Origin of the sequence: Demequina lignilytica (genome assembly GCF_030418375.1) — a bacterium.
In the GTDB taxonomy this organism is placed as follows: domain Bacteria; phylum Actinomycetota; class Actinomycetes; order Actinomycetales; family Demequinaceae; genus Demequina; species Demequina lignilytica.
In genome coordinates this window covers 237,408-261,052 of sequence record NZ_JAUHPZ010000003.1, presented here as the reverse complement: position 1 = coordinate 261,052, position 23,645 = coordinate 237,408, and the positions used below count along the sequence as shown (strand labels likewise).

Here is a 23,645-nt window from a genome sequence, read left to right as displayed (position 1 = left end):
ATGGAGCCGGGGGCCGCGCCGTCCGCAGCGCCTGACACGGTGCAGCGGCGGGACCAGTGGATGCTGCTTGCCGCGGGTATCGGCACGGCGCTCACCGCAAGTCGCGTGAAGTATCTATTGATCAAGGGTGCGGTGCCCGACGTACGTGGGCTCCGAGAGCCCAAGTACTCAGCCGACCTGGACGTCTTGGTCCACCCCGACGATGCACTTGCCGCCCTCGCGACGCTCGGCGCTTGGGGATGGACCACCAGCGTCGGTTCCGGCGGTGACACCGCGAGAGCGCCTCACGCGGAAACGTTGGTCCACAAGGGCTGGCCGGTCTCGATAGATCTGCATCACACGTTTCCAGGATTCACCGAGGGTGCAGCGCGCGCATTCGAGGTGCTGTGGGAGCGCCGCCAGCCCCTCGACGCAGCCGGGTGCGTGGTTGACGCGCCCGACAGGTTGGGCACCGCCTTGGTGGAGTCGCTCAATGCGATGCGTTCGGGTGCACTGGGACAGAGCATCGACGGTTCGCACGGCGCGGGTCGGGCGGTGATCGGTGCGCTTGCCGACGACGAGGCACTCCAACTCGCGGAACTTGCTGACAGCGCTGGAGCGGCGTACGCGATGGCGCCTGTGCTCGGACGCCCCGAGGCTCGGGCCTCGAAGCCGGATCAGCTCGCGTGGGATCTTGCTCTGGCCGGCGCGGGGCCGTTCGAGGCGCGCGCGGCGGCAGATTTCTCCTTGAGCCGAGGGAGTGCCCGAGTAGTTGCCTTGGCGCGCATCGTCTGGCCTCGTCGCGACGAGTTCGTATCGACCTACGGTCTGGACCATGCGTCGAGCTTTGAGGTCCTCGGGGCCCGCTTCGCGCGGCTGGGCCGCGGACTCGCGCGGTTGCCCCGTGGGTTGTCACGCGCGCGTGCACTGACGCAACGATCTCCTCGGTCATGAACAGACACGCTTCCGCGGCACTGGGGCGCGGATAGCTCTCGCCTACACTGACGCACGAGGACACCAGACGTGAGGGGACCGATGGCGCTCGAGAGAAGCGCGCCCGCGCGCGTCGCCCGGCGAGCCGTCTCCAAGCGCAGGAGCGGGCGAGCCTGACATGGATTTGGGAATCGATGCCGCCTTCCGCGTCCTGATCGTCGATACGGCCAACACCGGCCGCTCCGCAGTCGGCGAGCGTCTGCTCCGCCGCCACCTGGCCCGCCACGGCATCCCGAAGGACGTCATTCGCGTGACCTCCGCCGGGCTCGGCGCCCACGACGGTGCGCGCATGGATCCCGCGGCGGCCGCCGAGATTGACCGACACGACGGCAATTCCCATGGCTTCCGGGCCCGCTCCCTCTCCGCGACGATGGTGGACGCCGCTGACATGATCATCTGCGGGGCCGCCGACGAGCGTGACGAGGTGGTCACCCGATTCCCTCGCACCGAGTCCCGCGCCTTCACCCTCTCCGAGATCGCGCACCTCTACGAGGGGATCGCCTTCGCTGCGCCGCTGGCCGAGCATCCGCACCTGCTGGCATTCAGCAGGCGGCTAGCCTCCGTCCCCGACGACTTCGACCTTCCCGTGGACGCCGAGCGCGAGCAGCGGATCCACCTGCTCGGAGCGGCGATCGACGAGGCTGCCTCCTGGATCGCCGAGATCTGGGCGGCGATCGTGCCGAGTCGTCGGCAGGGGTACGAAGGGCGTGAGCCGTCGTGCATCGTCGACGCCTTTGGCGTCGCGGTGGCGATTCATTGCGACGGCGCGGCGCTAGAGGAGCTCTCCGACGCGGGGCATCGGGCGTGGGGGCGATGCGTGGTGTCGGGACGCGAGCCGGAGGCCTCCGTGTCCCTGGTGGTCGATTCGGACCCCGCATTCCTGGCGAAGGCCCGCCTGGACGGCGCGCTCGCCTACGACTCGGTCGACACTGCGCTTCACTTCCTCAGCTCTGCGGTGACGGTGCGCGCGATCGAGGCGCGTGTCGGACAGCTGATCATGCTGCACGCGGCGGGGCTCGCCGGGCCCGACGGGTCGGTGGTGGGATTCGTCGCGCCGTCCGGGACCGGCAAGACCACCTTGTCCCGCACGCTCGGCGCGCACTACGGGTATGTGACCGACGAGACCCTGGCGATCGGCGCCGATCTCGCCGTGCTGCCATATCCCAAGCCGCTCTCGGTGATCGACTCGCTCACCCACGTGAAGGAGCAGTGGGGTGCGGACTCGCTCGATCTCGCGCCTTTGCCTGACGTGCCGCTGAGGCTCAGGCGGCTCGTGATCCTCGACCGGCGACCGGACGGCCCGGACGTTCCCACGCTCGCGCCGCTTGGTCATCTGGAGGGGATCGCGATGCTCGCTGAGCAGCTCTCCTACCTGTCCAAGATCCCTGGCAAGCTTCACGCGCTGTCCGACCTGGTCGATGCAGTAGGCGGGCTCTCGCGGCTGACCTACAGCGATGTGCGGACGGTGCTCCCGCTGATGCCCGACCTGATCGGGGGCGCCGCGTGATCCCCGACGACGCCCTGGTGACTGCGGCGTGGGACGACGTACTCGAGCGTGACGGCCAGGTGCTGGTGCTGGCGGGCAACGACGTGACGCTCTTGTCTCCTCTGGCGTCTGCCGCCGCACTGGCGTGCCGCCAGGGCATCTCCGTGGCCCGGCTGACGGCCGTCCTGGAGGAGCGGTTCGGCGTTCCCGACGGGGGCGATTCTTCGAGTGCCGTGCGTGAGGTGGTGGCCGCGCTTCAGGAACGCGGGATTGTGTCGATATCTGAGTAGAGCGCACGCTCACGATGTGACGCTTGTCACATGGTCAATTGATCCCTACCCTTGGAGCAACTGACCGGCAGCTGAGGGGCAGCCGCACACCCGATGGAGGGACGACATGACGGAGCAGACCAACGGAGTCTCGCGCAGGCGCGTCATCCAGGGCGCCGCCTGGGCGACCCCCGCGATCCTCATCGCCACGGGTTCCCCGCCGGCAGCGGCTTCGATCAACGAACCGAGCCAGATCGCGGTCCCGACCCCCACCACCCAGTTCACGTGGGACGGCGGTCCTGGCCGACAGATCCACATCTCGAACATCGTCGTCTCCGGCACTGGGCTCGCAGCGAACGCGCCCATCACCGACATCAGGGTGAGGATCTCGGTCGGCAGCCCATCGACCGCCACGGCGCCCACGATCACCGCGGGCGCCGCCGTGTGGACGTACGAGGGTTCGTCTACCGCTGGGACGACGCACACCTTCACCTATCGGTACACGGGCACCCTCAACTCGTCGACCACGTCGACAGCGCCACTGGCGATCACCGTCGGCGCGAGCGGCCACGGAAACTTCTCAGCGACGGTCTCGGTGGCGGCAGAGGGCACCTCGGCGGGCCAATCCGTGTAGGCGGGCGCCCCGGAGCGCCCCGTGTGAACTCCGTGTAAACACTTCCCGGCGGGTCTGGCAAACGTCCGATATGTCCGAATAGAGTCCTCCCGTATCAGTGCGGGACACGGGGGCGCTCTCATGGGATATCGACACGCACGACGGAAGCATTCGCTCGACAAGCCGTGGATCTCCCGTGAGCACGGAGGGGCGCCCGGATGGGCGATCATCATCGTCGGGATGATCCTCGCGACCGTGCTGGTTCTCGCCGCATTTCCGCCGGCGGCGCCGGAGCCCACCTTCGGCGCGCCGGAAGCGCCAGTGCGCGACGCATCGTCAGGGCCGTGATCGCGCTGCTCGAAAGCGACATCTCGTGACATAGCGGAACGCTTAGGCAAATGTGCTCGTCACGGGGCGGCTTGTGTGGCTACCCTTTCGCCAGGTGCCCGCTGAGGGGTAGCCGCAAGCTGAGGAGTCCCCCCTTGACTGAGAACACTGTTGCGCGCCCGAAGGCGCATAGCTCGATTTCGCGCCGACGCGTCGTCCAGGGCGCTGCGTGGGCGACTCCCGCGATCCTGATCGCGACCGCATCGCCGCCGGCCGCGGCGTCGGTCGCGACCGTCACGATCACCAACGCGATCATCGACCAGAACGGTCAGGGTAGCGACAACTTCGAGCTGAAGCTCGACGCAACCGTGGTGGGCGCCTTCAGTGGCGACGCCATCCTGACCGTCGTCTTCGATGTGCCGCAGGGCGCTGTGGTCGACGCGGTCGCCGAGAACAGCTCGAAGTGGACCATCTCGGAGCAGGGCACCACCAACGGCACGTTCACGGCGGTGGCCTACAAGGCCTACGACAACTCCGGCACGGTTTCCGTGACCAAGTTCAAGATCAACGTCAATGACCACGAGCTGGTGCTCCCGCCCGGCACGGTGGATGTGTTGGTGACCGTGTCCGTCGACGGCAAGTCGAGCAGCTTCCCGACGAGCTTCTACTACTTCAAGTAGCCGAGAAGCTCCACCCGCGCGTCGGCCCGCGGACCACGACTGGTCCGCGGGCCTTCGCGCATCTACGGCGCGGAGCACCTCCCGCGGTCCCATTCGTGCGAATCGCCCCTGATGTTCCCGCGTGAGACGTAGAGCACTCGTGCTGTCGCGCGAGCGCCATGACGCGGTAATTTCTCACCTGTCAGGCACAACGATGGCCGGTCTGCCTGAGGGGGCGTCCGGCCTGACTACGGGAGAGGGCCCGGTGGACGCACATCTGACTGAGGGGCAGCCGCGCCGTGCGGCGGCTGCGACACCAACTGCATGGGTCGACGGAGAGCTCACTGGCGGTACCGCCCACGACTCGACGCACGTGGAGCGGCCGATCGGCCAGCTCCACCTGTCCGACATCGCCGCGATGGAGGCGGCCGGTGACGGCGCCACGGCGCTGCTGCTCCGGGCGAGCATCGTCTACGAGTCCGCCGACGGCACGCCCATCCGACGCGCGACCCTCACGCTCGACGCGCCCGGCGTGTGGTTCGACGCCGATTCCGCTTGGCATGTGCTCGACCGCGGTGCCGAGGAGGGCTGGACCCTCGCCGTCGACGCCGCCCTCGGCCGCGCGACCTTCACCTACCGGGGCGCGCTCGGGCACTGCGGCAGTGCCGGCATCACCGCCCGGCTCGGCCTCGAGCCGGGGACACGGATCGCCGGCCGGGAGATCGTGCTGACGGCGGCGGTGGACGATGCTGGACCCGATCACGCGCCGTCCGTGAGCCGCGTCACCGTCGCCTGACCGCTCCGGCGCCGTGGATCGGGCAGGATGAGCCCATGACCGAGCCGCGCCCGCTGACCCGCACCGAGGGCCTCGCCGAGGTCACCTCGGACACCCGCGCCACCGTGCTGAACCTTCCTCGCCTCGAGGAGCAGCAGGTGCCCTACGTCTTCGAGGGCACCGCCTTCGAGATCTGGACCCGTATCGACGGCACGCGCGCCGAGGCTCAGGTCGTGGAGGAGCTCGCCGAGGCCTACGAGGCTCCCGCCGAGGACATCGCCCCCCAGGTGCACGACTTCGTGGCCCAGCTCCTCGAGCTGGGCCTGGTCGCGGGCGGCGACGGGGGAGGGCCGGTCGACTAGACCCCCACCCCCACCGCGACCCGCTCCAGCAGCCCCGCCACCGCATCGTTCAACCCCGACTCGGGCACCAGGAAGCCGTCGTGGCCGATCTCGCTGTGCAGCACCACCAGCTCGGCGCTCGGCAGCGCGCCCGCGAGACGCTCCGCATCGCTGAGCGGGTAGAGCCGGTCGGAGTCGATCGCGACCACCAGCGCCTCGCCCTCGTAGCGCGACAGCGCGGCCTCGACGCCGCCGCGGCCGCGGCCCACGTCGTGCGTGTTGATCGCGTGCAGCATCCGCAGGTAGGCGTTCGCGTCGAAGCGCCGCGCGAGCTTGTCGGCGTGGTGGTCGAGGTAGCTCTCGACCGCGAAGAAGCCCTCCGGGCGCAGCGGGTCGCCGTCCTGGACGGCGCGGCCGAACCGCTCGTTGAGCTCCGGCGCGCTCCTGTAGGTCGTGTGCGCGATCACCCGCGCCAGCCCGAGGCCGTGGTGCGGGCCCTCGCCGTCGGGCTGGTCGTAGTAGTCCCCGCCGTGGAAGCCCGGGTCGAGCCGGATGGCCGCCGCCTGGGCCGCGTGCCAGGAGATCTGGTCGGCGGTGGTCGCCGCCGTGGTGCCGATCGCGCCGATCGCCCGCACCCGCTCCGGAAACGTCGCCGCCCACTCGACCGCGCGCATCCCGCCCATCGACGGCCCGATCACCAGCGCCCAGGCGTCGACACCCAGCAGGTCGGCGAGGCGCGCCTCCGCGACCACCTGGTCGTGCAGCGTGACGTACGGGAACGACGACCCCCACGGCCGCCCGTCCTCCGGGTGCGGATGCGCCGGCCCGGTCGATCCCTGGCACCCGCCCACCACGTTCGCGCTCACCACGAAGTACCGGTCGGTGTCGATCACCTTGCCCGGCCCGACCAGGTCCTCCCACCAGCCGCCGGTGAGGTGCCCCGGCCCGGCCTCGCCCACCACGTGGCTGTCGCCCGTGAACGCGTGCGCCACGTAGACGGCGTTGTCGCGCGCCTCGTTGAGCTCGCCCCACGTCTCGTACGCGAGCGTCACGTCGAGCTCGCCGCGCGGGTCGCCCTCCAGCGGGATGACGCCCACGTGCGCGAACTTGCGCTGCCCCGGGTGGTCGCCCGGGCGCCAGGCGGACGATGCGGGGATCGGGCGGTGCCCGTCCCTCGCCTCGCCCGCCGGCGCCCAGGCGGTGTCGACGTGGTCGGTCACGCGGGCACCGTCTCGACCACGGCATCGTCCTGGCGTGCCACGACGGCCGCCGCGGCCTCGAAGCCGAGCGCGAGGTCGCCCAGGATGTCGTCGATGTTCTCGATGCCCACCGCGAGGCGCACCAGGCCCGGGGAGACGCCGGTCGACGCCTGCTGCGCCTCGTTGAGCTGCGAGTGCGTGGTGGTCGCCGGGTGGATCGCGAGCGAGCGGACGTCGCCGATGTTCGCCACCAGGGAGTGCAGCTGCAGCGCGTCGACGAACGCCTGGCCCGCCTCCTTGCCGCCCACGATCTCGAACGCGAGGACGCTGCCGCCGCCCTTCGGGGCGTACTTGCGCTGCAGGTGGTTCCACCGGGACGATGCGAGGCCCGAGTACGCGACCGACGTCACCTGGGCGTGGCCCTCGAGGAAGTCGGCGACCTGCTTCGCGTTCTCGACGTGACGCTCCACGCGCAGGCTGAGGGTCTCGATGCCCTGCGCGATGAGGAACGCGTTGAACGGGCTGATCGCGGCGCCGGTGTCGCGCAGCAGCTGCACGCGCGCCTTGAGGATGAAGGCGAGGTTCACCCCGAAGATGCCGTCCGGGCCCAGGTCGCGGGCGTACACGAGCCCGTTGTAGCTCGGGTCGGGGGTGTTGTAGTTCGGGAAGCGCTCCGGGTGCGCGCCGAAGTCGAACGAGCCGCCGTCGACGATCACGCCGCCGATCGCCGTGCCGTGGCCGCCGAGGTACTTGGTGGCGGAGTGGGTGACGATGTCCGCGCCCCACTGGAGCGGGTTGATCAGGTAGGGGCTCGCGACGGTGTTGTCGACGATCAGCGGGACGCCGACCTCGTGGGCCACGGCCGCGACGGCCTCGATGTCGAGCAGGTCCTGCTTGGGGTTCGAGATCGACTCCCCGAAGAACGCCTTGGTGTTGGGACGGACGGCGTCGCGCCAGCTCTGCGGGTCGTCGGGGTTCTCGACGAACGTCACCTCGATGCCGTACTTGGGCAGCGTGTACTCGAAGAGGTTGTAGGTGCCGCCGTAGAGGGACGGGGAGGAGACGATGTGGTCGCCGGCCTCCGCGATGTTCTGGATCGCGAGGGTGTTCGCGGCGGAGCCGGAGGCCACGAGCAGCGCGCCCACGCCGCCCTCGAGCGCCGCGACGCGGTCCTCGACGGCCTGCTGGGTGGGGTTGCCGATGCGCGTGTAGATCGGGCCCAGCTCCGCCAGCGCGAAGCGGGCCGCGGCCTGCGTGGTGTCCTCGAAGACGAAGGACGTGGTCTGGTAGATCGGGAGGGCGCGGGCGCCGGTGGCGCCGTCGGGGGTCTGGCCGGCGTGGATCTGCTTGGTCTCGAAGGCCCAGTCGTTGCTCATGGTGATTCTGCTCCTGAAGGTCGTGTGGATTCGCATGGAGGTGGTGGCGTGATGCCAGAACTGCTGCGGATCCGCGCCTCCGGGCGTGGTGTCACCGACCGTCGGGCGTGCAAGCGCGCCGACCGTCCGCGACCCCGGAGGGCGCGGTGCGACACGAGAGCGTGGCCCGTGGGTGATGGGTTCCTGGCCTGCGTCCGCTCCTGATCAAGAGTTCGCGGCCGGCGCCCTCACGGGCGCACGACGAACGTGCGCTTCGGTCAGCGGCACATTCGACGGAACATGGGGAGGACTGTACGGCGTCATGTCGCGGATGCGCAACCCGGCTCCCTGATGCATCGCTTGCGCGCGGCGTCCGGCACCGGGTGCCGCAGGCTGTACGATCCCCCTGCACGCGCGGCACGGATGCCGCGCCACACTGAGGGGGATCTCAGCATGTCCGCTGCACCTGCGCGCGCGCTCCGCCGCGCCGCCGCCACCGCCGCGCTCGCGGCGATCGGCGCATCGTTCCTGGTAGCCGCGCCTGCCCAGGCCGTCACCTACTCCATCTCGGGGACCGTCTCGGTCCCCGACGGCGCGCCCGCCGGCTGGCTGGGCATGGCGTACGTGGTCGCGATCGGCGACGACGTCGAGTACGTCGACGTGGACCCGGTGACCGGGGCGTACACGATCGACCTGCCGGCGGGTGGCGACTACATGGTCGCGGTGGCCGCCGAGGACCCGGCCGGCATCGAGATCCCGAACCTGATCCCCGAGTACTGGCCCGGCACCTGGTACGCCGACGAGGCCGAGACCGTGACGGTCGCCGGCGCGGTGACCGGCATCGACATCGACCTCGACTACGGCGAGACCCTCTACGGCACCGTCACGCTCTCCGACGGCGGGAACGCCGAGGGCGCGGTCGTGCTGGCCGAGGGCTACGACGGCGAGATCATCGGCGCCGCGAGCACCGACGAGGACGGCTACTGGTACATGACCGCCATGGTGCCCGAGGAGGTGGTGGTGAGCGCCACCTGGCTCGACGTCTACAGCGACGAGACCACCTACACCTCGGAGTACTTCCTCGACGCGTTCCGACCCGAGCACGCCGTGGTGCTGGACCTCGGCGGCTTCTACCAGACCGACCTGTGGTTCACGCTCGACCGCATCCCCATGTTCTGGGACGCCTACGACGGCGAGTTCTACCCGGAGGTCGAGTTCCTGGCGTCCGCAGGCATCACCACGGGCTGGAAGCTCAAGGACGGCACCTACGAGTACCGCCCCCTGTCGACCGTCAAGCGCGACGCGATGGCGGCCTTCCTCTACCGGCTCGCCGGGGTGACGGGCTACACGCCGCCGAAGAAGTCCCCGTTCATCGACGTGCCGACCACGCACCCCTTCTACAAGGAGATCGCCTGGCTGGCGCAGTCCGAGGTCACGCGCGGCTGGACCACGTCGAAGGGGACCGAGTTCCGCCCCTCGTCCGAGATCGGCCGCGACGCGATGGCCGCGTTCCTCTACCGCTTCGCGGGGGTCTCGGGCTACACGGCGCCGTCGAAGTCCGCGTTCGTCGACGTCCCGAAGACGCACCAGTTCTACACGGAGATCTCGTGGCTCGCGCAGACCGGCGTGACGCGGGGCTGGAGCACGTCCTCGGGCCAGAAGTTCAAGCCGGCCTCCGCGATCAAGCGCGACGCGATGGCGGCGTTCCTCTACCGCTTCGCGATGCTCGACAGCTGAGCCGCTCGCCACGGGCGCGGTGCTACGGGAGCCGGAGCTCCCGCGGCGCCGCGCCCGTGGCGAGCCACGCCCACGCCTCGCCCGAGGCGGGGTAGGCGCGCAGCGTGGTCGACCCCGCGGGGCCGAACGCCTCGACGATCGACCCGTCGACCCAGACCTCGGCGGGGCCGTCGCCCGCCGCGACGTCGCGCTCGCCGTCGGGTCCCGTGAGCGACAGGCGCCACGGCCCCTCGGCGGTCGCCATCCAGGCCGGATCGACGATGCGCGTGCCGCCCTCCGGCGCCGGCTCGCCGACGGCGTCGCCCACCAGGGCCCGGACCTCGGGGACGATGCGCAGGCGGGCGACGCCCGCATCGTCCACCACCACCTCGCGAGGGAGGGTCATGGTGCCCGCCCAGCCCGAGGCGTCGATCTCCTCCTGGGTGCGCGCGCCCGGGCCGGTGCCCTCGTCGGACCAGCCGAACACGACGGCGCGCGTGCCCACCTGGGCGGCCTGCGGCGCGTAGAAGTCCGGGCCGTGGTCGAGCGGCGCGCCCGTGCGCGGCACGAAGCGGTAGCCGCCCTGCTCCGGGACCAGCTCGCCCGCGTACGCGACCGCTCCGCGCGGCCCGTTGTCGAGGTACGCCCACGACACCACCAGCACCCAGGAGTCGTCCACGCGCACCAGCTGCGGGCACTCCCAGATGTCGCCGCCGCTCGGGAGCGGGTCCGGCACATCGGCGGCGGCGAGCAGGACCCCGAGCGGCTCCCAGCGGTCGAACTCTGCGACCTCGTACAGCAGTGCCGCGCCGCGCCCGTCGCGTCCGGAGCCCTGGAGGCCGAGCCGGCGGCCGTCGTGGTGGAACAGGAACGGGTCGCGGATGTGCTCGAAGGGGCGGTCAGCGGACTGCGGCAGGATCATGGCGTCCGGCTGCGCGTAGGTGCCGTCGCCGCGGTCGCGGGCGATCGCCACGCCCGCCTCCTCGGGACCGCGCGGCGTCGCGCTGTAGACCAGGCACCTGACCCCCGCATCGTCCACCGTCGCCACCCCGGACCAGCAGCCGCCCGCGTCGATGGTGCCGGGCCGCGGCGTCAGCGCGGCGGGGTGCTCCTCCCAGGTGACCAGGTCCGGCGAGCTGAGGTGCGCCCAGTGGATGTCCCCCCAGCGGGCGCTGCCCGGGTTCCACTGCATCATCACGTGCCAGCGGCCGTCCCAGAAGCCGATGCCGTTCGGGTCGTTGACCCAGCCCGTCGCGGGGCGCGGGTGCAGGCGGGGGTACGGGTCCATGCGTCCATCCTCGCGCGGCCCGGCGTGGGGCGCGCATCGTCGCGCTGACATATCCGACATAGCCGCACAATCCCTGGCAGATCATGCCGGTGCCCCCATAAATGGGGGCATGCGCGCCCGGGTGCCGGTCGGTACGGTCGACCCGGACGCTGAGGGGGCCCGGACGGCCCGTAGGGGGGACCATGACGGTCGCGGGTTGGATGAAGTGGCGATGACGGCGGGCTGAGCCCGTCGCCTGAAGCGAACAGTGGCGAGGTCGCGGTGGTCTGGGGGGACACCGCGGCCTCGCTTCATGTCCGGGGGGGCGAGGGTGGCGGTGCGAGGGCGTTGCTTCGTGGCTGGTGAGCCGGGGTCGGTCGCGGCCTCGGTACGGTGCTCGCGACGCGATGCCGGTGCGGGAGAGGGGTTCGCCGTGCAATTGGCTCCATGGCGGGTGCGCCGGTGACGAGCGTGCGGCGGCTGGTCGCGGACGACTTCGATGCGGTATTCGTCGGCGCCGGGATCTCGATTCCCGCACCATCGACCCTTCCCAGTGGGGATCGGCTCGCGCGCGCCGCGATCCAGTGGATCGGCGATGCGGAGCCGTCCCTGTCGCCGGATGCGATCGCCGGGGTCCTCGAGCGGATGGAGGGCGACGGGGCGCTAGCCGAGGGCCTGCGCCTCGAGGAGCTGATGGAGGTGATGCACCACTCGCTCGATCTGATCGATCTGGTGCGCATCTACGACGTGCTCAAGGACGCTCCGGTCAACTTCATCCACCGCGCGCTCGCTGGCTGGGGCTCTCCTCTGGTCACCGTCAACATGGACCGGCTGCTGGAGGACGCGGGAGCGGCGGACGTGCTCCACCTGCACGGCACGGTCGATGAGCCCGGTTCCATCGTCACCACCATCTCGCAGTACCTCCGCGGTCTGTCGCCCGAGATGTGCGGACAACTGAGGGCGCGCGTCGAGGGTAGTCGTCTGCTTGTCATGGGCTACTCGGCGCGGGACCGCGATGTGTGGCCGGAACTGGTCGCCGCGCGGCCCCGGCATGTCACGTGGACCGCGCCCGTCGGCGAGGTGCTCAGCGACGAGGCTCGGGAAGCGTTGCGCCTGCTCGGTGATCAGGGATGCGATGTCGCCGTGGTCCGCGGCTATGGGCAGGACCTCCTGGCGGGAGCGGTCGATGGGCCCGTCATGGAGGAGCTCCGGCACGTGGCATCGACGCGCGCGAACCGCGAGGTGGAGGTGCCGCAGGACACCGTGGAACTGATGCGCCGCGATCGTGATCCCGGCTTCTCGGAGAAGCGTGTGCTGGCGCTGGTCCGGGTGATGGTCGAGCTGGGGATGTACCCCGAGGCGATCGCCTCGATGCGGCGGCCGTGGGTATCCGCGAAGGCTCGCGAGGACGCGGCGCGACTGACGGCCCGCTGCCATCGCCGCCAGGGAAGGCCGTCCCAGGCGCTTCGCACGCTTCTCTCGACCGCAGACCCACGCATTCTCGGGGCGCGGATATCGGAGATCTCCATCAACGTCGCGTTCGCTGGCCATCCGCGCGCTGCTGAACTGCTCGACAGGATCCTGGTCATGCAGGCCGGGAAGGATCCGCGCGGTAGGAGGGGTGTGATCGCGCGACGCGCTCGCGTCCGCCTGGTCCAGCGCCTGATGACGTCGGGGCGCGGTGCCCGTGTCGACGCTCTGGTGCGGCGCTGGGACCCGCCGCCCTCCGGATTCGGGCAGGGAGAACTGGTCGACGAGGCCACGTGGCTCGCCGACGCGCGCCGCACGGTGGGTGACTACCGAGGAGCCATCACGATCCTCGCCGAGATCATGCCGTCGCTCCCGTATGCGGACGCCTCACAGCAGGCCTACGCGTTGGCCAAGACCGCCGAGATCGCCGCGGTCTGGGGACGAAGCCCGGCGGAGGCGTTCCTCGAGACCGGATTCCCACAGCTGCAGGCAACGGCGGGCGATCTCGACGCGCGCATGCAGCGAGCCGTCGCACTCGCGGGCGCGCGCCGAGGGGAGGCCCTCATGGCGGGGGTCTCCGCAGCTCTGCACGCGACCTCGGGCGCGTCCGCGCGCGACGAGCTGGAACGAGTACGCGGGATCGCGGAGAGCGTCGAAGGCCAGCTCTACGACTACTTCCTCCTGCACAGCGCCGAGCGGTACCGCGTCGACGGAGACGTCGATGCGTGTCGTCGGGAGGTAGATGCGGTGCTGTCCCGACGCACCCGGAAGGCGCCACCGTGCTGGCTGTCGCGCCACGCCGCTGCGGTCATCACCGCGACCTGCGAGCTCGACGATCCCGATGGTGCTCGGCGTGCGGTGGCGAGGCTTCGACGTCTCGAGCGCACGTACCGCCGCCGCGGGATGGGCGCCACCGCGGCCTGGCTGACGGCGACGCTCGCGCGCGCCGGCCACGCGACGATCAGTCCACGCGAGATCGCCCGATGGGGGCACCGCGGCTGGCACCGCGAGGTCGCCTACGCGACCGGCGGCCTCGACCAGGACCGGCTCAACTGGATCGTGAACCTCTAGCCTGCCGAGAGGGCATGGCACCCCACGGCCACCGCGTCAGAGACTGCGCTCGAACTCGTCCATGAAGGCGATCATCTGCGCGGCCTCGACCAGGAAGCCGTCGTGGCCCACGGGGGAGTGGACCACCTTGATGCCGTCCGAGCCGGACAGTGCCGCGTCGAGGCGCTGCGAGTTCTGCATCGGGTACAGGCGGTCGGAGTCGATCGCGATCACCAGGGCTGGGCCCGTGTACCGCGCGAGCGCCGTCTCGACGCCGCCGCGTCCGCGGCCCACGTCATGCGACTGGATCGCCTGCGCCAGGCGGATGTAGGTGTTGGCGTCGAAGCGGCGCGCGAGCTTGCGCGCGTGGTGCTCGAGGTAGCTCTGCACCGCGAACAGGCCGCCCTTGCCCAGCGGGTCGGAGTCGCCCTGGTAGCTGCGGTCGAAGCGCTCGTTGAGCTCGCCCGCGCTGCGGTACGTGGTGTGCGCGATCATGCGCGCGATGCCCATGCCGACGTGGGGGCCGTCGCCGTCGGCGGCGTCGTAGTAGTCGCCGTCGCGGTACCGCGGGTCCGCCTGGATGGCCGCGACCTGGGCGGTCGACCAGGCGATCTGGTCCGCGGTGGTGGCGCCGGTCGAGCCCACGGGGGAGATCGCGCCCACGCGCTCGGGGACCATCGACACCCACTCGAGCGCGCGCATGCCGCCCATGCTGGGGCCGGTCATCAGCCTCCATCGGTCGATCTCGAGGAAGTCCATCAGGGCGATCTCCGCCCGGGCCATGTCGCGCATCGTCACGTAGGGGAAGCGGCTGCCCCACGGGCGGCCGTCCTCGGGGTGCGGCGACGCGGGCCCGGTGCTGCCCTGGCAGCCGCCCACGACGTTCGCGCAGACGATGAAGTGCTTGGCCGGGTCGATCGGCTTACCCGGGCCGACCATCGCGTTCCACCAGCCGCCGGTGTGGTGGCCGGGCTCGGCCGGGCCGAAGACGTGGCTGTCGCCCGTGAGCGCGTGCGCGATGTAGACCGCGTTGTCCTTGGCCTTGTTGAGCGTGCCCCACGTCTCGTATGCAAGGACGGTGTCGGGGAGGGTGCCGAGCGGGTCGGCCTCGAGGTCCAGGTCGCCGAGCGGGAAGAACAGGCGGCGTCCCGGGTGGTCGCCCTCGCGCCAGGCGGCGCTCGCGGGGATCGGCGCGCCGGGGCCGGGGCCCTGATCCGCGGCGAGCGCGTCGGTCTCGATGCCGTCGTCATCCATGCTCCGAAGCCTAGGGGGTCGGCGGTGGGCCGGCTGTTGTGAGAACCGAGGAGGACTGAGTGTCCCGTAGGAGACATTCCTGCCGATAAAAGAGGAGTGAGTGTCCCGAGCGGGTGGGGCGGGGCGGCTGCGGTCGCGCTGATGTGAGGTCGGGAACACACTGGTGACAGATAGCCCCTGGTCCGTCTAGCATTCACCTGGGACTGATGTGACAGATGTGACAAAGGTGGTTGAAGTGACTGGCGCAGGCAAGAGGGTGCTCGCGCTCCTCGCCATGTTCGGGGTGGCCGCGGGAGTGGTCATCGCGGGCCCGCCGCAGCATGCCGTCGCGGAGGACTACCCCGGTCAGGCCGAGATCGACGCCGCCCGCGCGGCCGCGAACGACCTCGCCGCCGGCATCGACGAGCTCGACAACGCGATCGCCGCGCTCGCGGACGCCCGCGACAAGGCCACCGCCAACGCCCTGCTCGCCGCGGAGAACTACTCGCAGGCGGCCGACGCCTCCGACCAGGCGCAGACCACCCTCGAGGCCGCGAACCAGCGCGCCGCCGATGCGGAGGTCGCGCTCGCCGAGGCCCGCGCCCAGCTCGCCTCGATCGCGCAGGCCGCATACCGCGGCTCGGGCGGGCTGGCGGAACTCGGCGCCGTGGTCGGCGCGGAGACCGTCGACCAGGCCGTGGTCCGCTCCGAGGCGATGACCCGCTCGTCCGAGGAGTCCGACATCCTGGTCCAGCGCGTCAAGGCGGCCGAGCTGGTCGCCTCCACCATGCGCACCTACGCCGAGGAGGCCGCCGTCGAGGCCGTCGCCGCGGCGGAGGAGGCCGAGGCTGCCCTCGCCGAGGCGCAGGACGCGCAGGCCCACGCCGAGGAGGCCGTCGCGCTCGCCGAGGAGGCCCGGGTCGACGCGGTCGCGCGCCTGGCCGAGCTGCGCGGCGTCACCATCGAGCTCGAGCAGCAGCGCCAGGCCGGCCTCGAGGCCGACCGCCAGCGCGCCGCGCAGGAGGCGGCCGAGCGCGCCCAGGCCGAGGCCGAGGCCGAGTACGAGGCGTCCCGCCCCTCCACCACCTCGACCCCCGCGGCGACCACCTCGACGCCGCGGCCCACGACCTCCAGCCCGGCCGCGACCACCGCGGCCCCGCAGCCGACCACCACCACGCCCGCGCCGGCGCAGACCACCACCGCACCGGAGCCCGAGGAGACGGCGACCACCCCGGCGCCCAAGCCGACCACCAACGTGCCGGGGACCAGCACCGCCCAGTCGACGGCCGCGCAGGGGCAGGTCGCCGCCGACTACGCGGTGACCCTCGTGGGCAAGGCGTACGGCCTGGGCATGTCGGGTCCGGACCAGTACGACTGCTCCGGCGTGACCTCGTCCGCCTGGTCCGCCGCGGGGCAGTGGATCACGCGCTCCTCGCGCAGCCAGTACGCGGCGACCAAGCACCTGCCCTACTCGCAGCTGCGCCCCGGCGACCTGGTGTTCTACGCGACCAACACCTCGGACCCGTCGACGATCTTCCACGTCGCGATCTACATCGGCGACGGCCAGGTCATGGAGGCCGTCAACTACTCGAAGCCCGCGGGCATCCGCTCGCTGTACTCGTGGATGACGTCGAACATGATGCCGTACATCGGCCGCCCCTGAGGCTGCCCCCGCGCCGCGCCCGCCCTCAAGTTGCTCGGCACGGATCCGTGGGCGACACGCCGGCGCGAGCTCCTGCATCGTCCCATCGCGCCGGCGTGGCGCCGCTAGAACCGTGCGGAGCAGTCTGGGGCGCTGGCGGGAGACGCAGAAAGACCCGGACCGCCTCCTTGCGATCCGGGCCTTCCGCTCGTGGTGAGTCGGCGCGCGCTCAGTGCTCCGCGGGCATCAGCGGGTTGAGGCTCGCGAACGAGGTGCCCTTGGCACGCTCGAACGAGTCGCGGATCTCGTCCTCCGCCTCCTCGCGCGACACCCAGTGGGCGCCCTCGACCGACTTGCCGGGCTCGAGGTCCTTGTAGACCTCGAAGAAGTGCTGGACCTCGAGACGGTGGAAGTCCGAGACGTCGGTCAGCTCCTGGCGCCAGGTCTGACGCTGGTCGCCCACGGGGACGCAGAGGACCTTGTCGTCGCCGCCGGCCTCGTCGCGCATGCGGAACATGCCGAGCGCGCGGCAACGGATCTGGCAGCCGGGGAACGTCGGCTCCTCGAGCAGCACCAGCGCGTCGAGCGGGTCGCCGTCCTCACCGAGCGTGCCGTCGATGAAGCCGTAGTCGTCGGGGTAGCGGGTCGAGGTGAAGAGCATGCGGTCCAGCCGGATGCGGCCGGTCTCGTGATCCACCTCATACTTGTTCCGCGACCCCTTGGGGATCTCGATGGTGACGTCGAATTCCATTCGGTGTCCTTTTTGGGGTAGGTCGAAGGTCCGGGTCTCGGTCCTGGGTCTAGTGTGGCGCATGTTCGGAGGTCGTGGGTGCGGGTTCGGGTGCTTGGAGCGGTCACAGCCGCCGTCGCGCTGCTCGCGGGGGGCTACCTGTGGGCCGACGCGGCCGATCTGGTGCCCGGATGGCTCACTCTCGCGCCCGTCGAGCAGCCCCAGCCGCCCTTCATCACGGCGGCGCCGGTGGCCGTCGCATCGTCCTCCCCGCTGCCCGTCACGGCGCTCGACCCGGACGCGCCGCGGCCCTCCGCGGCGGTGGTGCAGGCGCTCGCCCAGGCGGTCCGCGACGACGAGCGCACCGGCGACTCCACCAACATCGCCGTGGTCGACTACCTCGACGGCACGGTCTACGCCGACCTGTCCGCCGCCGACCCGCAGGTCCCCGCCTCGACCACCAAGCTGCTCACGGTGGTCGCCGCGGTCTCCGCGCTCGGGGACGATGCGACGCTCACCACCCGCGTCCTGTGGGACGCCGGCTCCGCGACGCTCACGCTGGTCGCCGGGGGCGACGAGATGCTCGCGGCCGGGTACGGGCACCTCGGGGCCGAGGTCGAGGCGGGCACGGACCCGGCGAACGGGTGGGCCGGCATCGCCGATCTCGCCGACCAGGTGGCCGCGGCGCTGGACGATGCGGGGGTGACCGGCGACGTGGCCGTCGCCGTCGACGACTCCTCCTTCGAGGGGCCGGCCTGGCCCGAGGAGTGGCCCGACTACGCGCGCAACCGCGGCTACGCCGCGGCCGTGACCGGCCTCGCCGTCGACATCGCCCGCATCCGCACCGAGGACAACGCGGACGCCGAGTACACGGCGCGCTACGACGACCCGTCGGTCAACGCCGGCGAGGTGCTCGCCGCGGCGCTGGCGGACCGGGGCGTGACGGTCGCCGACGAGGTGACCCGGGCCGACGCCGGCTCCGGTGCCGTCGAGGTCGCCGCCGTCGAGTCCGCGCCGCTGTCGGAGATCGCCCGGCACCTGCTCGCGGTGTCCGACAACACGGTCGCCGAGTCCCTCGCGCGGGTGCTCGCGATCGAGACCGGGCTGCCCGGCGACCCCGAGGGGGCCGCGACCGCGACCCGGCGCGCGTTGAAGGCCATCGGCGTCGAAATCACGGGGATCGAGCTGCACGACGGCGCGGGCTTCTCCGAGCGGAACCAGATCTCCCCGGCGACCCTCGCATCGTCCCTCCTGGCCGCCCGTGACGTGCCCGCGCTCGACGACCTGCTGTCCTGGCTGCCCCTGTCGGGGCTCGAGGGGACGGTCGAGACGCGGTTCGCGGACACCCCGGTCGCGGGGTACTTCCGGGCCAAGACCGGATCGCTGACCGGGGTGACCACGATCGCCGGGGTGATCGTCACCGCGGAGGGGCGGCCGCTGGCCGTCGCGATCCTGGCGGACGGCATGCCGTACGGCCAGACCCGGCCCAAGGCGGCGTTCGATGAGTTCCTCACGGCGCTGGCAGAATGTGGCTGTGAGGGATGAGTCGGGCGTGAGCGGACCTCATCCTGCCGTCGCCGCGTGCCGCGTGGCGGTGCGCGACGCCCTCGGCGACCTCGAGCTGGGCACCCGGATCTGGGTCGCCTGCTCGGGCGGTCCGGACTCGCTCGCGCTGGCCGCCGCCGCGTCCTACGTGGGCCGCAAGCACGGGTACCTGGTCGGCGCGATCATCGTCGACCACGGGCTGCAGCCCGACTCCGCGGTGGTCGCGGAACGGGCCGCGCACCAGGTGCGACGCGCCGGCATCCACACGGTGCACATCGAGAAGGTGATCGTGGGGCGCTCGGGTGGCCAGGAGGCCGCCGCGCGCGAGGCCCGGTACACGGCGCTCGAGGCGCGCATCGACCGCGAGGGCGGGCTCGCGCCGCTGCTGCTCACCGGGCACACCATGGACGACCAGGCCGAGACCGTCCTGCTCGCCCTCGCCCGCGGATCCGGCGCCCGCGCGCTGTCCGGGATCCCGGCGCGACGGGGGCGCATCGTCCGTCCCTTCCTCAACGTCCGGCGCAAGGACACGATGATGGCGTGCGAGGCGCTCGGCCTCGACCCGTGGCACGACCCGACCAACACGATCGAGGACGGCCCGCGCCGCTCCGCGCTGCGGTCGAAGGTGATGCCCGCGATGATCGAGGTGCTCGGGCCGGGCGTGGTGTCGGGGCTGGCGCGCTCGGCCGCGCTGCTGCAGGCCGACGCCGACGAGCTCGACCGTCAGGCACGCTCCGCGATGGGCACCTCCGTGTCGACCGTGCGGTCCGACGAGTGGCGCTGCGACATGCTCGCCGCCCTGCCCGACGCGATCCGCACCCGCATGCTGAAGATGCTCGCGGAGAACCGCGGCGCCGGCCCGCTCACCGCCACCCATGTGGCGGCGCTCGACTCGCTCGTGACGGCGTGGAAGGGGCAGGGCGCGATCTCGCTGCCCGGAGGCTTCGAGGCCCGGCGCGAATATGGCAGGCTGGTCATCAGCCACCCGTCCGAAGAGGAGCGACGTCCGTGACCATGCAGTACGACATGACCGACTTCTCGAAGGTGCTCGTCAGCGAGAACGACATCGGCCGCAAGCTCGACGAGATGGCCGACGCCATCCGCCGGGACTACGAGGGCCAGGACCTGTTGCTCGTGGGCGTGCTCAAGGGCGCCGTGATGGTGATGGCGGACCTCGCGCGCCGCATGCCGCCGCAGGTGCAGATGGACTGGATGGCCGTCTCCTCCTACGGATCCGGCACCAAGTCGTCGGGCGTGGTGCGGATCCTCAAGGATCTGGACGCGGACCTCACGGGGCGTCACGTGCTGATCGTCGAGGACATCATCGACTCCGGCGTCACGCTGTCCTGGCTGCTGGGCAATCTGCGGGCCCGCGGCGCGGCGTCCGTCGAGGTGGCGGCGCTGCTGCGCAAGCCCAAGGCGGCGGTCGTGGACGTGCCGGTCAAGTACATCGGCTTCGACATCCCCAACGACTTCGTGGTCGGCTACGGGCTGGACTACGCGGAGAACTACCGGACGCTGCCGTTCGTGGCGATCCTGGACCCGAAGGTCTACGAGGGCTGAGCTTCCCAGACCCTCCCTCCTCCTGGACACTCCGCACCGAGCTGGTCCCGGGTCTGCGGCGTGTCGGCCCGCCTATGGCTCCGCCCCCCCAAGAGTTGCTCCGCACGGATCTGGGAGTGACACGCCGGTGCGCGGCCCCGATCGGCTCGGCTCCACCGGCGTGTCGACCACGAATCCGTGCGCAGCAATCTGGGGGAGGCGGGTCGCGGCGGTGTCGCTCGCGATGTCCCCAGCCGTGGGCGGAATCGACCGGTGTCCGCGCGAGCCGCTGCCGTGACGCGAACGGGTCGGAGCTGATCACACGATCGCGCTATGGACGCTCTCCGTGCGCTCGCCGACGCCGGGGGCGTTGCGCGCTACAAGGAGCTTCGTGACGCCGGTGTCCCGCAGAGCGCGATGGCGCTCGCGATCGCTGAGGGCACGGTGGTGCGACCACATCGCGGGTGCTACGCGCTGGCCAGCACGCCGTGGCCCGATGTCGTCGCGACCATCTTCCGGGGCCAACCGGCGTGCGTGACCGTCCTCGAGACCTTGGGTCTCCCGGTGGTGCCGGGCGCCCTGAAGCCTCACATCGAGGTGCCCTCCAACCGGAGCCTGGGTCGACCGGGAATCCGCGACCTCGAACTCGCGAGCGTCCACCACACGGAGGACGTCGCGGATGCTCGTCGCCCACTGCTGCGCGCGCTCGATGCGTCGTGGCGGTGCATCGGACGGAACGGGCAGCTTGCTGCCATGGACGCGGCCCTTCGCCTCGGGCTGATGCGGCGAGACGAGGTCCTCGACTTCACGTCGACCCCCCGCCAGGTCCGCGAGTGGCTCCGGCGCCACGGTGACCCGCTCAGCGAGTCGCCGATGGAGAGCTTCACCCGTGCGGCCATGATCGACGCGGGGGTGCCGTTCGTGCCACAGGTGGAGATCGCCGGCGTGGGACGGGTCGACTTCGTGGTCGCGAACTGCTGCGTCGTCGAATGCGATGGGTTCGCCTATCACTCGGACCGCGAGAGGTTCGAGGAGGACCGGCGCCGGAGCAATGCGCTCACCACCCTGGGAATCCCGCACCTTCGGTATGCCTACAGCCACGTCATGCGCACACCCGAAGAGATCATCGCGGACGTGCGCGCGCTCATCTGGCGCGCCACGGGCTGAACCTCGCGGCGCATCGTCCCACTCAGCATCGTCGCCCGCCACGTTGCTCCGCACGGAACTGATCGCGACGCGCCGGCGTTCGGACCGGTATGGCCTCGAATCCCCGGCGTGGCGCCGGCCAATCCGTGCGGAGCAATCTGAGAGGGGGCGGCAGGCAGAACGCCCATAGCGAAACCTTTACTTGTGCCCGGAACCACCGCGTAGAGTCGGTGCCACGATGAAGAACGTCCTCAATCTCCGCCTCATCCTGTCCTACGTGCTGGTGGCGCTCGTGCTCGGCTTCGCCGTGTCGTACCTGTTCCGCCCCAGCACCGAGCGCGTCGACACCTCCGAGGGTCTCGCGATGCTCGAGGCCGGCGTGGTCGAGCAGGTCAAGATCGTCGACGGCGATCAGCGCGTCCAGCTCACCCTCGCGGACCCCGAGACCTTCCCGGACGATGCTCCGGAGGCCTGGGACGAGATGGGAGGCACGGTCGAGTTCTTCTACGTCGCCCCCCAGGGCGAGACGATCGTCGCCGCGGTCACCGCCGCCGACCCCGAGCAGGGCTACGACTCCGAGGTCCCGAAGACCAGCATCTGGATGACGCTGCTGCTCAGCTTCCTGCCGATCCTCATCATCCTGGGACTGTTCTGGTTCCTCATGTCGAGCATGCAGGGCGGCGCGGGCGGCGGCCGCCTCATGAGCTTCGGCAAGTCGAAGGCGTCGCTGGTGACGCCCGACACCCCGACCGTGAAGTTCGACGACGTCGCCGGCGTCGACGAGGCCGTCGAGGAGCTCAAGGAGATCGAGGAGTTCCTCGAGAACCCCGCGAAGTTCCAGGCCGTGGGCGCGAAGATCCCCAAGGGCGTGCTGCTGTACGGCCCGCCCGGCACCGGTAAGACCCTCCTCGCGCGCGCCGTCGCGGGCGAGGCGGGCGTGCCCTTCTTCAGCATCTCCGGCTCCGACTTCGTCGAGATGTTCGTCGGCGTCGGCGCGAGCCGCGTGCGCGACCTGTTCGAGCAGGCGAAGAAGAACAGCCCCGCGATCATCTTCGTGGACGAGATCGACGCCGTCGGCCGCCACCGCGGCGCCGGTATGGGCGGCGGCCACGACGAGCGCGAGCAGACCCTCAACCAGATGCTGGTCGAGATGGACGGCTTCGACGCCCACACCAACATCATCATGATCGCGGCGACCAACCGCCCCGACATCCTCGACCCCGCGCTGCTGCGCCCGGGCCGCTTCGACCGCCAGGTCGGCGTCGACGCCCCCGACCTCAAGGGCCGCGTCAAGGTCCTCGAGGTCCACGCCAAGGGCAAGCCGATCTCCCCGGAGGTCGACCTCGACGCACTCGCGCGCCGGACCCCCGGCTTCACCGGCGCCGACCTCGCGAACGTCCTCAACGAGGCCGCCCTGCTCACGGCCCGCCGCGAGAAGCAGCTGATCGGCCCCGACGAGATGGACGAGGCGATCGACCGCGTCATCGCCGGCCCGCAGAAGCGCACCCGCGTCATGAACGACCACGACAAGCGCGTCACCGCCTACCACGAGGGCGGCCACGCCCTGGTGGCCGCCGCGATGCGCCACACGGACCCGGTCACCAAGGTCACGATCCTGCCCCGCGGCCGCGCGCTCGGCTACACGATGGTGATGCCGCAGGAGGACCGCTACTCCAAGACCCGCAACCAGCTGCTTGACAACCTCGCGTACGCGATGGGCGGCCGGATCGCGGAGGAGCTCGTGTTCGGCGACCCGTCGACCGGCGCCTCCAACGACATCCAGAAGGCGACCGAGATCGCCAAGCAGATGGTCACGGAGTTCGGCATGTCGACGCGGATCGGCTCGGTCCGCCTCGCGGGCAGCTCCGGCGAGGTGTTCCTCGGCCGCGACATGGGCCACGGCCGCGACTTCTCCGAGACCGTCGCGTCCACCGTGGACCAGGAGGTCCGCGCGCTGATGGACAACGCGATGGCCGAGGCGACGCTGGCGCTCGCGACCAACCGCCACATCCTGGACCGCCTCGCGGTCGAGCTGCTCGAGAAGGAGACGCTCGGCGAGGAGGAGCTGGCCGCGATCTTCGCGGACGTCGACCGCATCGCGCCGCGACAGGACTGGATCTCCGGCACCTGGATCGACACGGTGGGCGAGGACGCCCGACGCCCCGCGGTCGAGACGCCCCCGAGCGCCTCGGTCGAGCCGCGGGACGATGCGGGCCAGGACGATGCCGCGGCCCCCGCCCCCGCGGAGGGCGCCGAGGAGGAGTCCCACACCGCCCCGGCGCTGGTCGAGCCCAAGGACGAGTAGCGC

The 23,645-nt window shown here is 71.2% G+C and carries 20 protein-coding genes; 15 read left to right on the top strand and 5 right to left on the bottom strand.

Features of this window, described 5'->3' with window-relative positions:
- From QQX13_RS07350 to QQX13_RS07320, 7 genes are all read left to right on the top strand, one after another.
- A complete protein-coding gene (locus QQX13_RS07350) occupies window positions 1-933 on the top strand; it encodes a nucleotidyltransferase family protein (RefSeq protein ID WP_301152953.1) in 933 nt (310 codons plus the stop codon).
- A gap of 157 nt (window positions 934-1,090) precedes the next feature.
- Complete coding sequence (locus QQX13_RS07345) at window positions 1,091-2,479, top strand: arsenate reductase/protein-tyrosine-phosphatase family protein (RefSeq protein ID WP_301152951.1); 1,389 nt, start codon at window positions 1,091-1,093, stop codon at window positions 2,477-2,479.
- On the top strand, window positions 2,476-2,748 hold the full coding sequence (locus QQX13_RS07340) for a hypothetical protein (RefSeq protein WP_301152950.1): 273 nt from the start codon (window positions 2,476-2,478) through the stop codon (window positions 2,746-2,748). Before QQX13_RS07345 ends, QQX13_RS07340 begins: the two co-directional genes overlap by 4 nt.
- A gap of 106 nt (window positions 2,749-2,854) precedes the next feature.
- Window positions 2,855-3,361: a hypothetical protein gene (locus QQX13_RS07335; RefSeq protein WP_301152949.1), complete on the top strand. Its 507-nt coding sequence runs from the start codon at window positions 2,855-2,857 to the stop codon at window positions 3,359-3,361.
- A gap of 461 nt (window positions 3,362-3,822) precedes the next feature.
- On the top strand, window positions 3,823-4,347 hold the full coding sequence (locus QQX13_RS07330; protein WP_301152948.1) for a hypothetical protein: 525 nt from the start codon (window positions 3,823-3,825) through the stop codon (window positions 4,345-4,347).
- Between the two features lie 352 nt (window positions 4,348-4,699).
- Entirely contained in the window at window positions 4,700-5,122 is a 423-nt protein-coding gene (locus QQX13_RS07325; protein ID WP_301152947.1) for a hypothetical protein, read from the top strand.
- A 35-nt stretch (window positions 5,123-5,157) separates the two neighbouring features.
- Window positions 5,158-5,463, top strand: a complete 306-nt coding sequence (locus QQX13_RS07320; RefSeq protein WP_301152946.1) for a PqqD family protein — start codon at window positions 5,158-5,160, stop codon at window positions 5,461-5,463.
- Here QQX13_RS07320 and metX (QQX13_RS07315) read toward each other — a convergent pair.
- Both metX (QQX13_RS07315) and QQX13_RS07310 read right to left on the bottom strand, forming a co-directional pair.
- Window positions 5,460-6,662: a homoserine O-acetyltransferase MetX gene (gene metX / locus QQX13_RS07315; RefSeq protein ID WP_301152945.1), complete on the bottom strand. Its 1,203-nt coding sequence runs from the start codon at window positions 6,660-6,662 to the stop codon at window positions 5,460-5,462. The two genes, QQX13_RS07320 and metX (QQX13_RS07315), sit on opposite strands and share 4 nt — an antisense overlap.
- Window positions 6,659-8,017: a bifunctional o-acetylhomoserine/o-acetylserine sulfhydrylase gene (locus tag QQX13_RS07310; RefSeq protein ID WP_301152944.1), complete on the bottom strand. Its 1,359-nt coding sequence runs from the start codon at window positions 8,015-8,017 to the stop codon at window positions 6,659-6,661. The genes metX (QQX13_RS07315) and QQX13_RS07310 overlap by 4 nt, the downstream gene beginning before the upstream one ends.
- 432 nt (window positions 8,018-8,449) lie before the next feature.
- On the opposite strand from QQX13_RS07310, the gene QQX13_RS07305 reads away from it, so the two are divergent.
- The gene (locus QQX13_RS07305; protein WP_301152942.1) at window positions 8,450-9,733 is read left to right on the top strand and encodes an S-layer homology domain-containing protein; all 1,284 of its coding nucleotides are present in this window, start codon (window positions 8,450-8,452) and stop codon (window positions 9,731-9,733) included.
- A 22-nt stretch (window positions 9,734-9,755) separates the two neighbouring features.
- On the opposite strand, the gene QQX13_RS07300 is transcribed toward QQX13_RS07305, so the two are convergent.
- Entirely contained in the window at window positions 9,756-11,000 is a 1,245-nt protein-coding gene (locus QQX13_RS07300; RefSeq protein ID WP_301152941.1) for a glycoside hydrolase family 32 protein, read from the bottom strand.
- Window positions 11,001-11,372: 372 nt separating this feature from the next.
- On the opposite strand from QQX13_RS07300, the gene QQX13_RS07295 reads away from it, so the two are divergent.
- Window positions 11,373-13,520, top strand: coding sequence for an SIR2 family protein (locus QQX13_RS07295; RefSeq protein WP_301152939.1), 2,148 nt, complete (start codon window positions 11,373-11,375; stop codon window positions 13,518-13,520).
- 36 nt (window positions 13,521-13,556) lie between these two features.
- Here the strand turns inward: QQX13_RS07295 and metX (QQX13_RS07290) are convergent, their stop codons facing one another.
- A complete protein-coding gene (metX, locus tag QQX13_RS07290; RefSeq protein WP_301152938.1) occupies window positions 13,557-14,753 on the bottom strand; it encodes a homoserine O-acetyltransferase MetX in 1,197 nt (398 codons plus the stop codon).
- A gap of 235 nt (window positions 14,754-14,988) precedes the next feature.
- Between metX (QQX13_RS07290) and QQX13_RS07285 the strand changes: the two genes are divergently transcribed.
- Complete coding sequence (locus QQX13_RS07285) at window positions 14,989-16,395, top strand: C40 family peptidase (RefSeq protein ID WP_301152936.1); 1,407 nt, start codon at window positions 14,989-14,991, stop codon at window positions 16,393-16,395.
- A gap of 208 nt (window positions 16,396-16,603) precedes the next feature.
- On the opposite strand, the gene QQX13_RS07280 is transcribed toward QQX13_RS07285, so the two are convergent.
- Window positions 16,604-17,125 (bottom strand): inorganic diphosphatase, encoded by a 522-nt coding sequence (locus QQX13_RS07280; protein ID WP_301118702.1) that lies wholly within the window; start codon window positions 17,123-17,125, stop codon window positions 16,604-16,606.
- Window positions 17,126-17,203: 78 nt separating this feature from the next.
- Between QQX13_RS07280 and dacB the strand changes: the two genes are divergently transcribed.
- From dacB to ftsH, 5 genes are all read left to right on the top strand, one after another.
- Window positions 17,204-18,649: a D-alanyl-D-alanine carboxypeptidase/D-alanyl-D-alanine endopeptidase gene (dacB, locus tag QQX13_RS07275; protein WP_301152934.1), complete on the top strand. Its 1,446-nt coding sequence runs from the start codon at window positions 17,204-17,206 to the stop codon at window positions 18,647-18,649.
- A gap of 7 nt (window positions 18,650-18,656) precedes the next feature.
- Complete coding sequence (gene tilS / locus QQX13_RS07270) at window positions 18,657-19,661, top strand: tRNA lysidine(34) synthetase TilS (protein WP_301144537.1); 1,005 nt, start codon at window positions 18,657-18,659, stop codon at window positions 19,659-19,661.
- 2 nt (window positions 19,662-19,663) lie between these two features.
- Complete coding sequence (gene hpt, locus QQX13_RS07265; protein WP_301118921.1) at window positions 19,664-20,212, top strand: hypoxanthine phosphoribosyltransferase; 549 nt, start codon at window positions 19,664-19,666, stop codon at window positions 20,210-20,212.
- A 312-nt stretch (window positions 20,213-20,524) separates the two neighbouring features.
- Window positions 20,525-21,358 (top strand): type IV toxin-antitoxin system AbiEi family antitoxin domain-containing protein, encoded by an 834-nt coding sequence (locus tag QQX13_RS07260; protein WP_301152932.1) that lies wholly within the window; start codon window positions 20,525-20,527, stop codon window positions 21,356-21,358.
- 217 nt (window positions 21,359-21,575) lie between these two features.
- Window positions 21,576-23,642 carry an ATP-dependent zinc metalloprotease FtsH gene (gene ftsH / locus QQX13_RS07255; protein WP_301152931.1) on the top strand — a complete coding sequence of 689 codons (2,067 nt, stop codon included), beginning with the start codon at window positions 21,576-21,578 and terminating at the stop codon, window positions 23,640-23,642.
- The last annotated feature ends 3 nt before the right edge of the window (window positions 23,643-23,645 follow it).

Excerpts from the sequence above, each read along its gene's own strand:
- QQX13_RS07350 (WP_301152953.1), top strand. The coding sequence starts at position 1 with ATGGAGCCGGGGGCCGCGCCGTCCGCAGCGCCTGACACGGTGCAGCGG.
- QQX13_RS07345 (WP_301152951.1), top strand. The coding sequence starts at position 1,091 with ATGGATTTGGGAATCGATGCCGCCTTCCGCGTCCTGATCGTCGATACG.
- QQX13_RS07335 (WP_301152949.1), top strand. The coding sequence starts at position 2,855 with ATGACGGAGCAGACCAACGGAGTCTCGCGCAGGCGCGTCATCCAGGGC.
- QQX13_RS07320 (WP_301152946.1), top strand. The coding sequence starts at position 5,158 with ATGACCGAGCCGCGCCCGCTGACCCGCACCGAGGGCCTCGCCGAGGTC.
- QQX13_RS07310 (WP_301152944.1), bottom strand. The coding sequence starts at position 8,017 with ATGAGCAACGACTGGGCCTTCGAGACCAAGCAGATCCACGCCGGCCAG.
- QQX13_RS07305 (WP_301152942.1), top strand. The coding sequence starts at position 8,450 with ATGTCCGCTGCACCTGCGCGCGCGCTCCGCCGCGCCGCCGCCACCGCC.
- QQX13_RS07300 (WP_301152941.1), bottom strand. The coding sequence starts at position 11,000 with ATGGACCCGTACCCCCGCCTGCACCCGCGCCCCGCGACGGGCTGGGTC.
- metX (WP_301152938.1), bottom strand. The coding sequence starts at position 14,753 with ATGGATGACGACGGCATCGAGACCGACGCGCTCGCCGCGGATCAGGGC.
- QQX13_RS07280 (WP_301118702.1), bottom strand. The coding sequence starts at position 17,125 with ATGGAATTCGACGTCACCATCGAGATCCCCAAGGGGTCGCGGAACAAG.
- hpt (WP_301118921.1), top strand. The coding sequence starts at position 19,664 with ATGCAGTACGACATGACCGACTTCTCGAAGGTGCTCGTCAGCGAGAAC.
- QQX13_RS07260 (WP_301152932.1), top strand. The coding sequence starts at position 20,525 with ATGGACGCTCTCCGTGCGCTCGCCGACGCCGGGGGCGTTGCGCGCTAC.
- ftsH (WP_301152931.1), top strand. The coding sequence starts at position 21,576 with ATGAAGAACGTCCTCAATCTCCGCCTCATCCTGTCCTACGTGCTGGTG.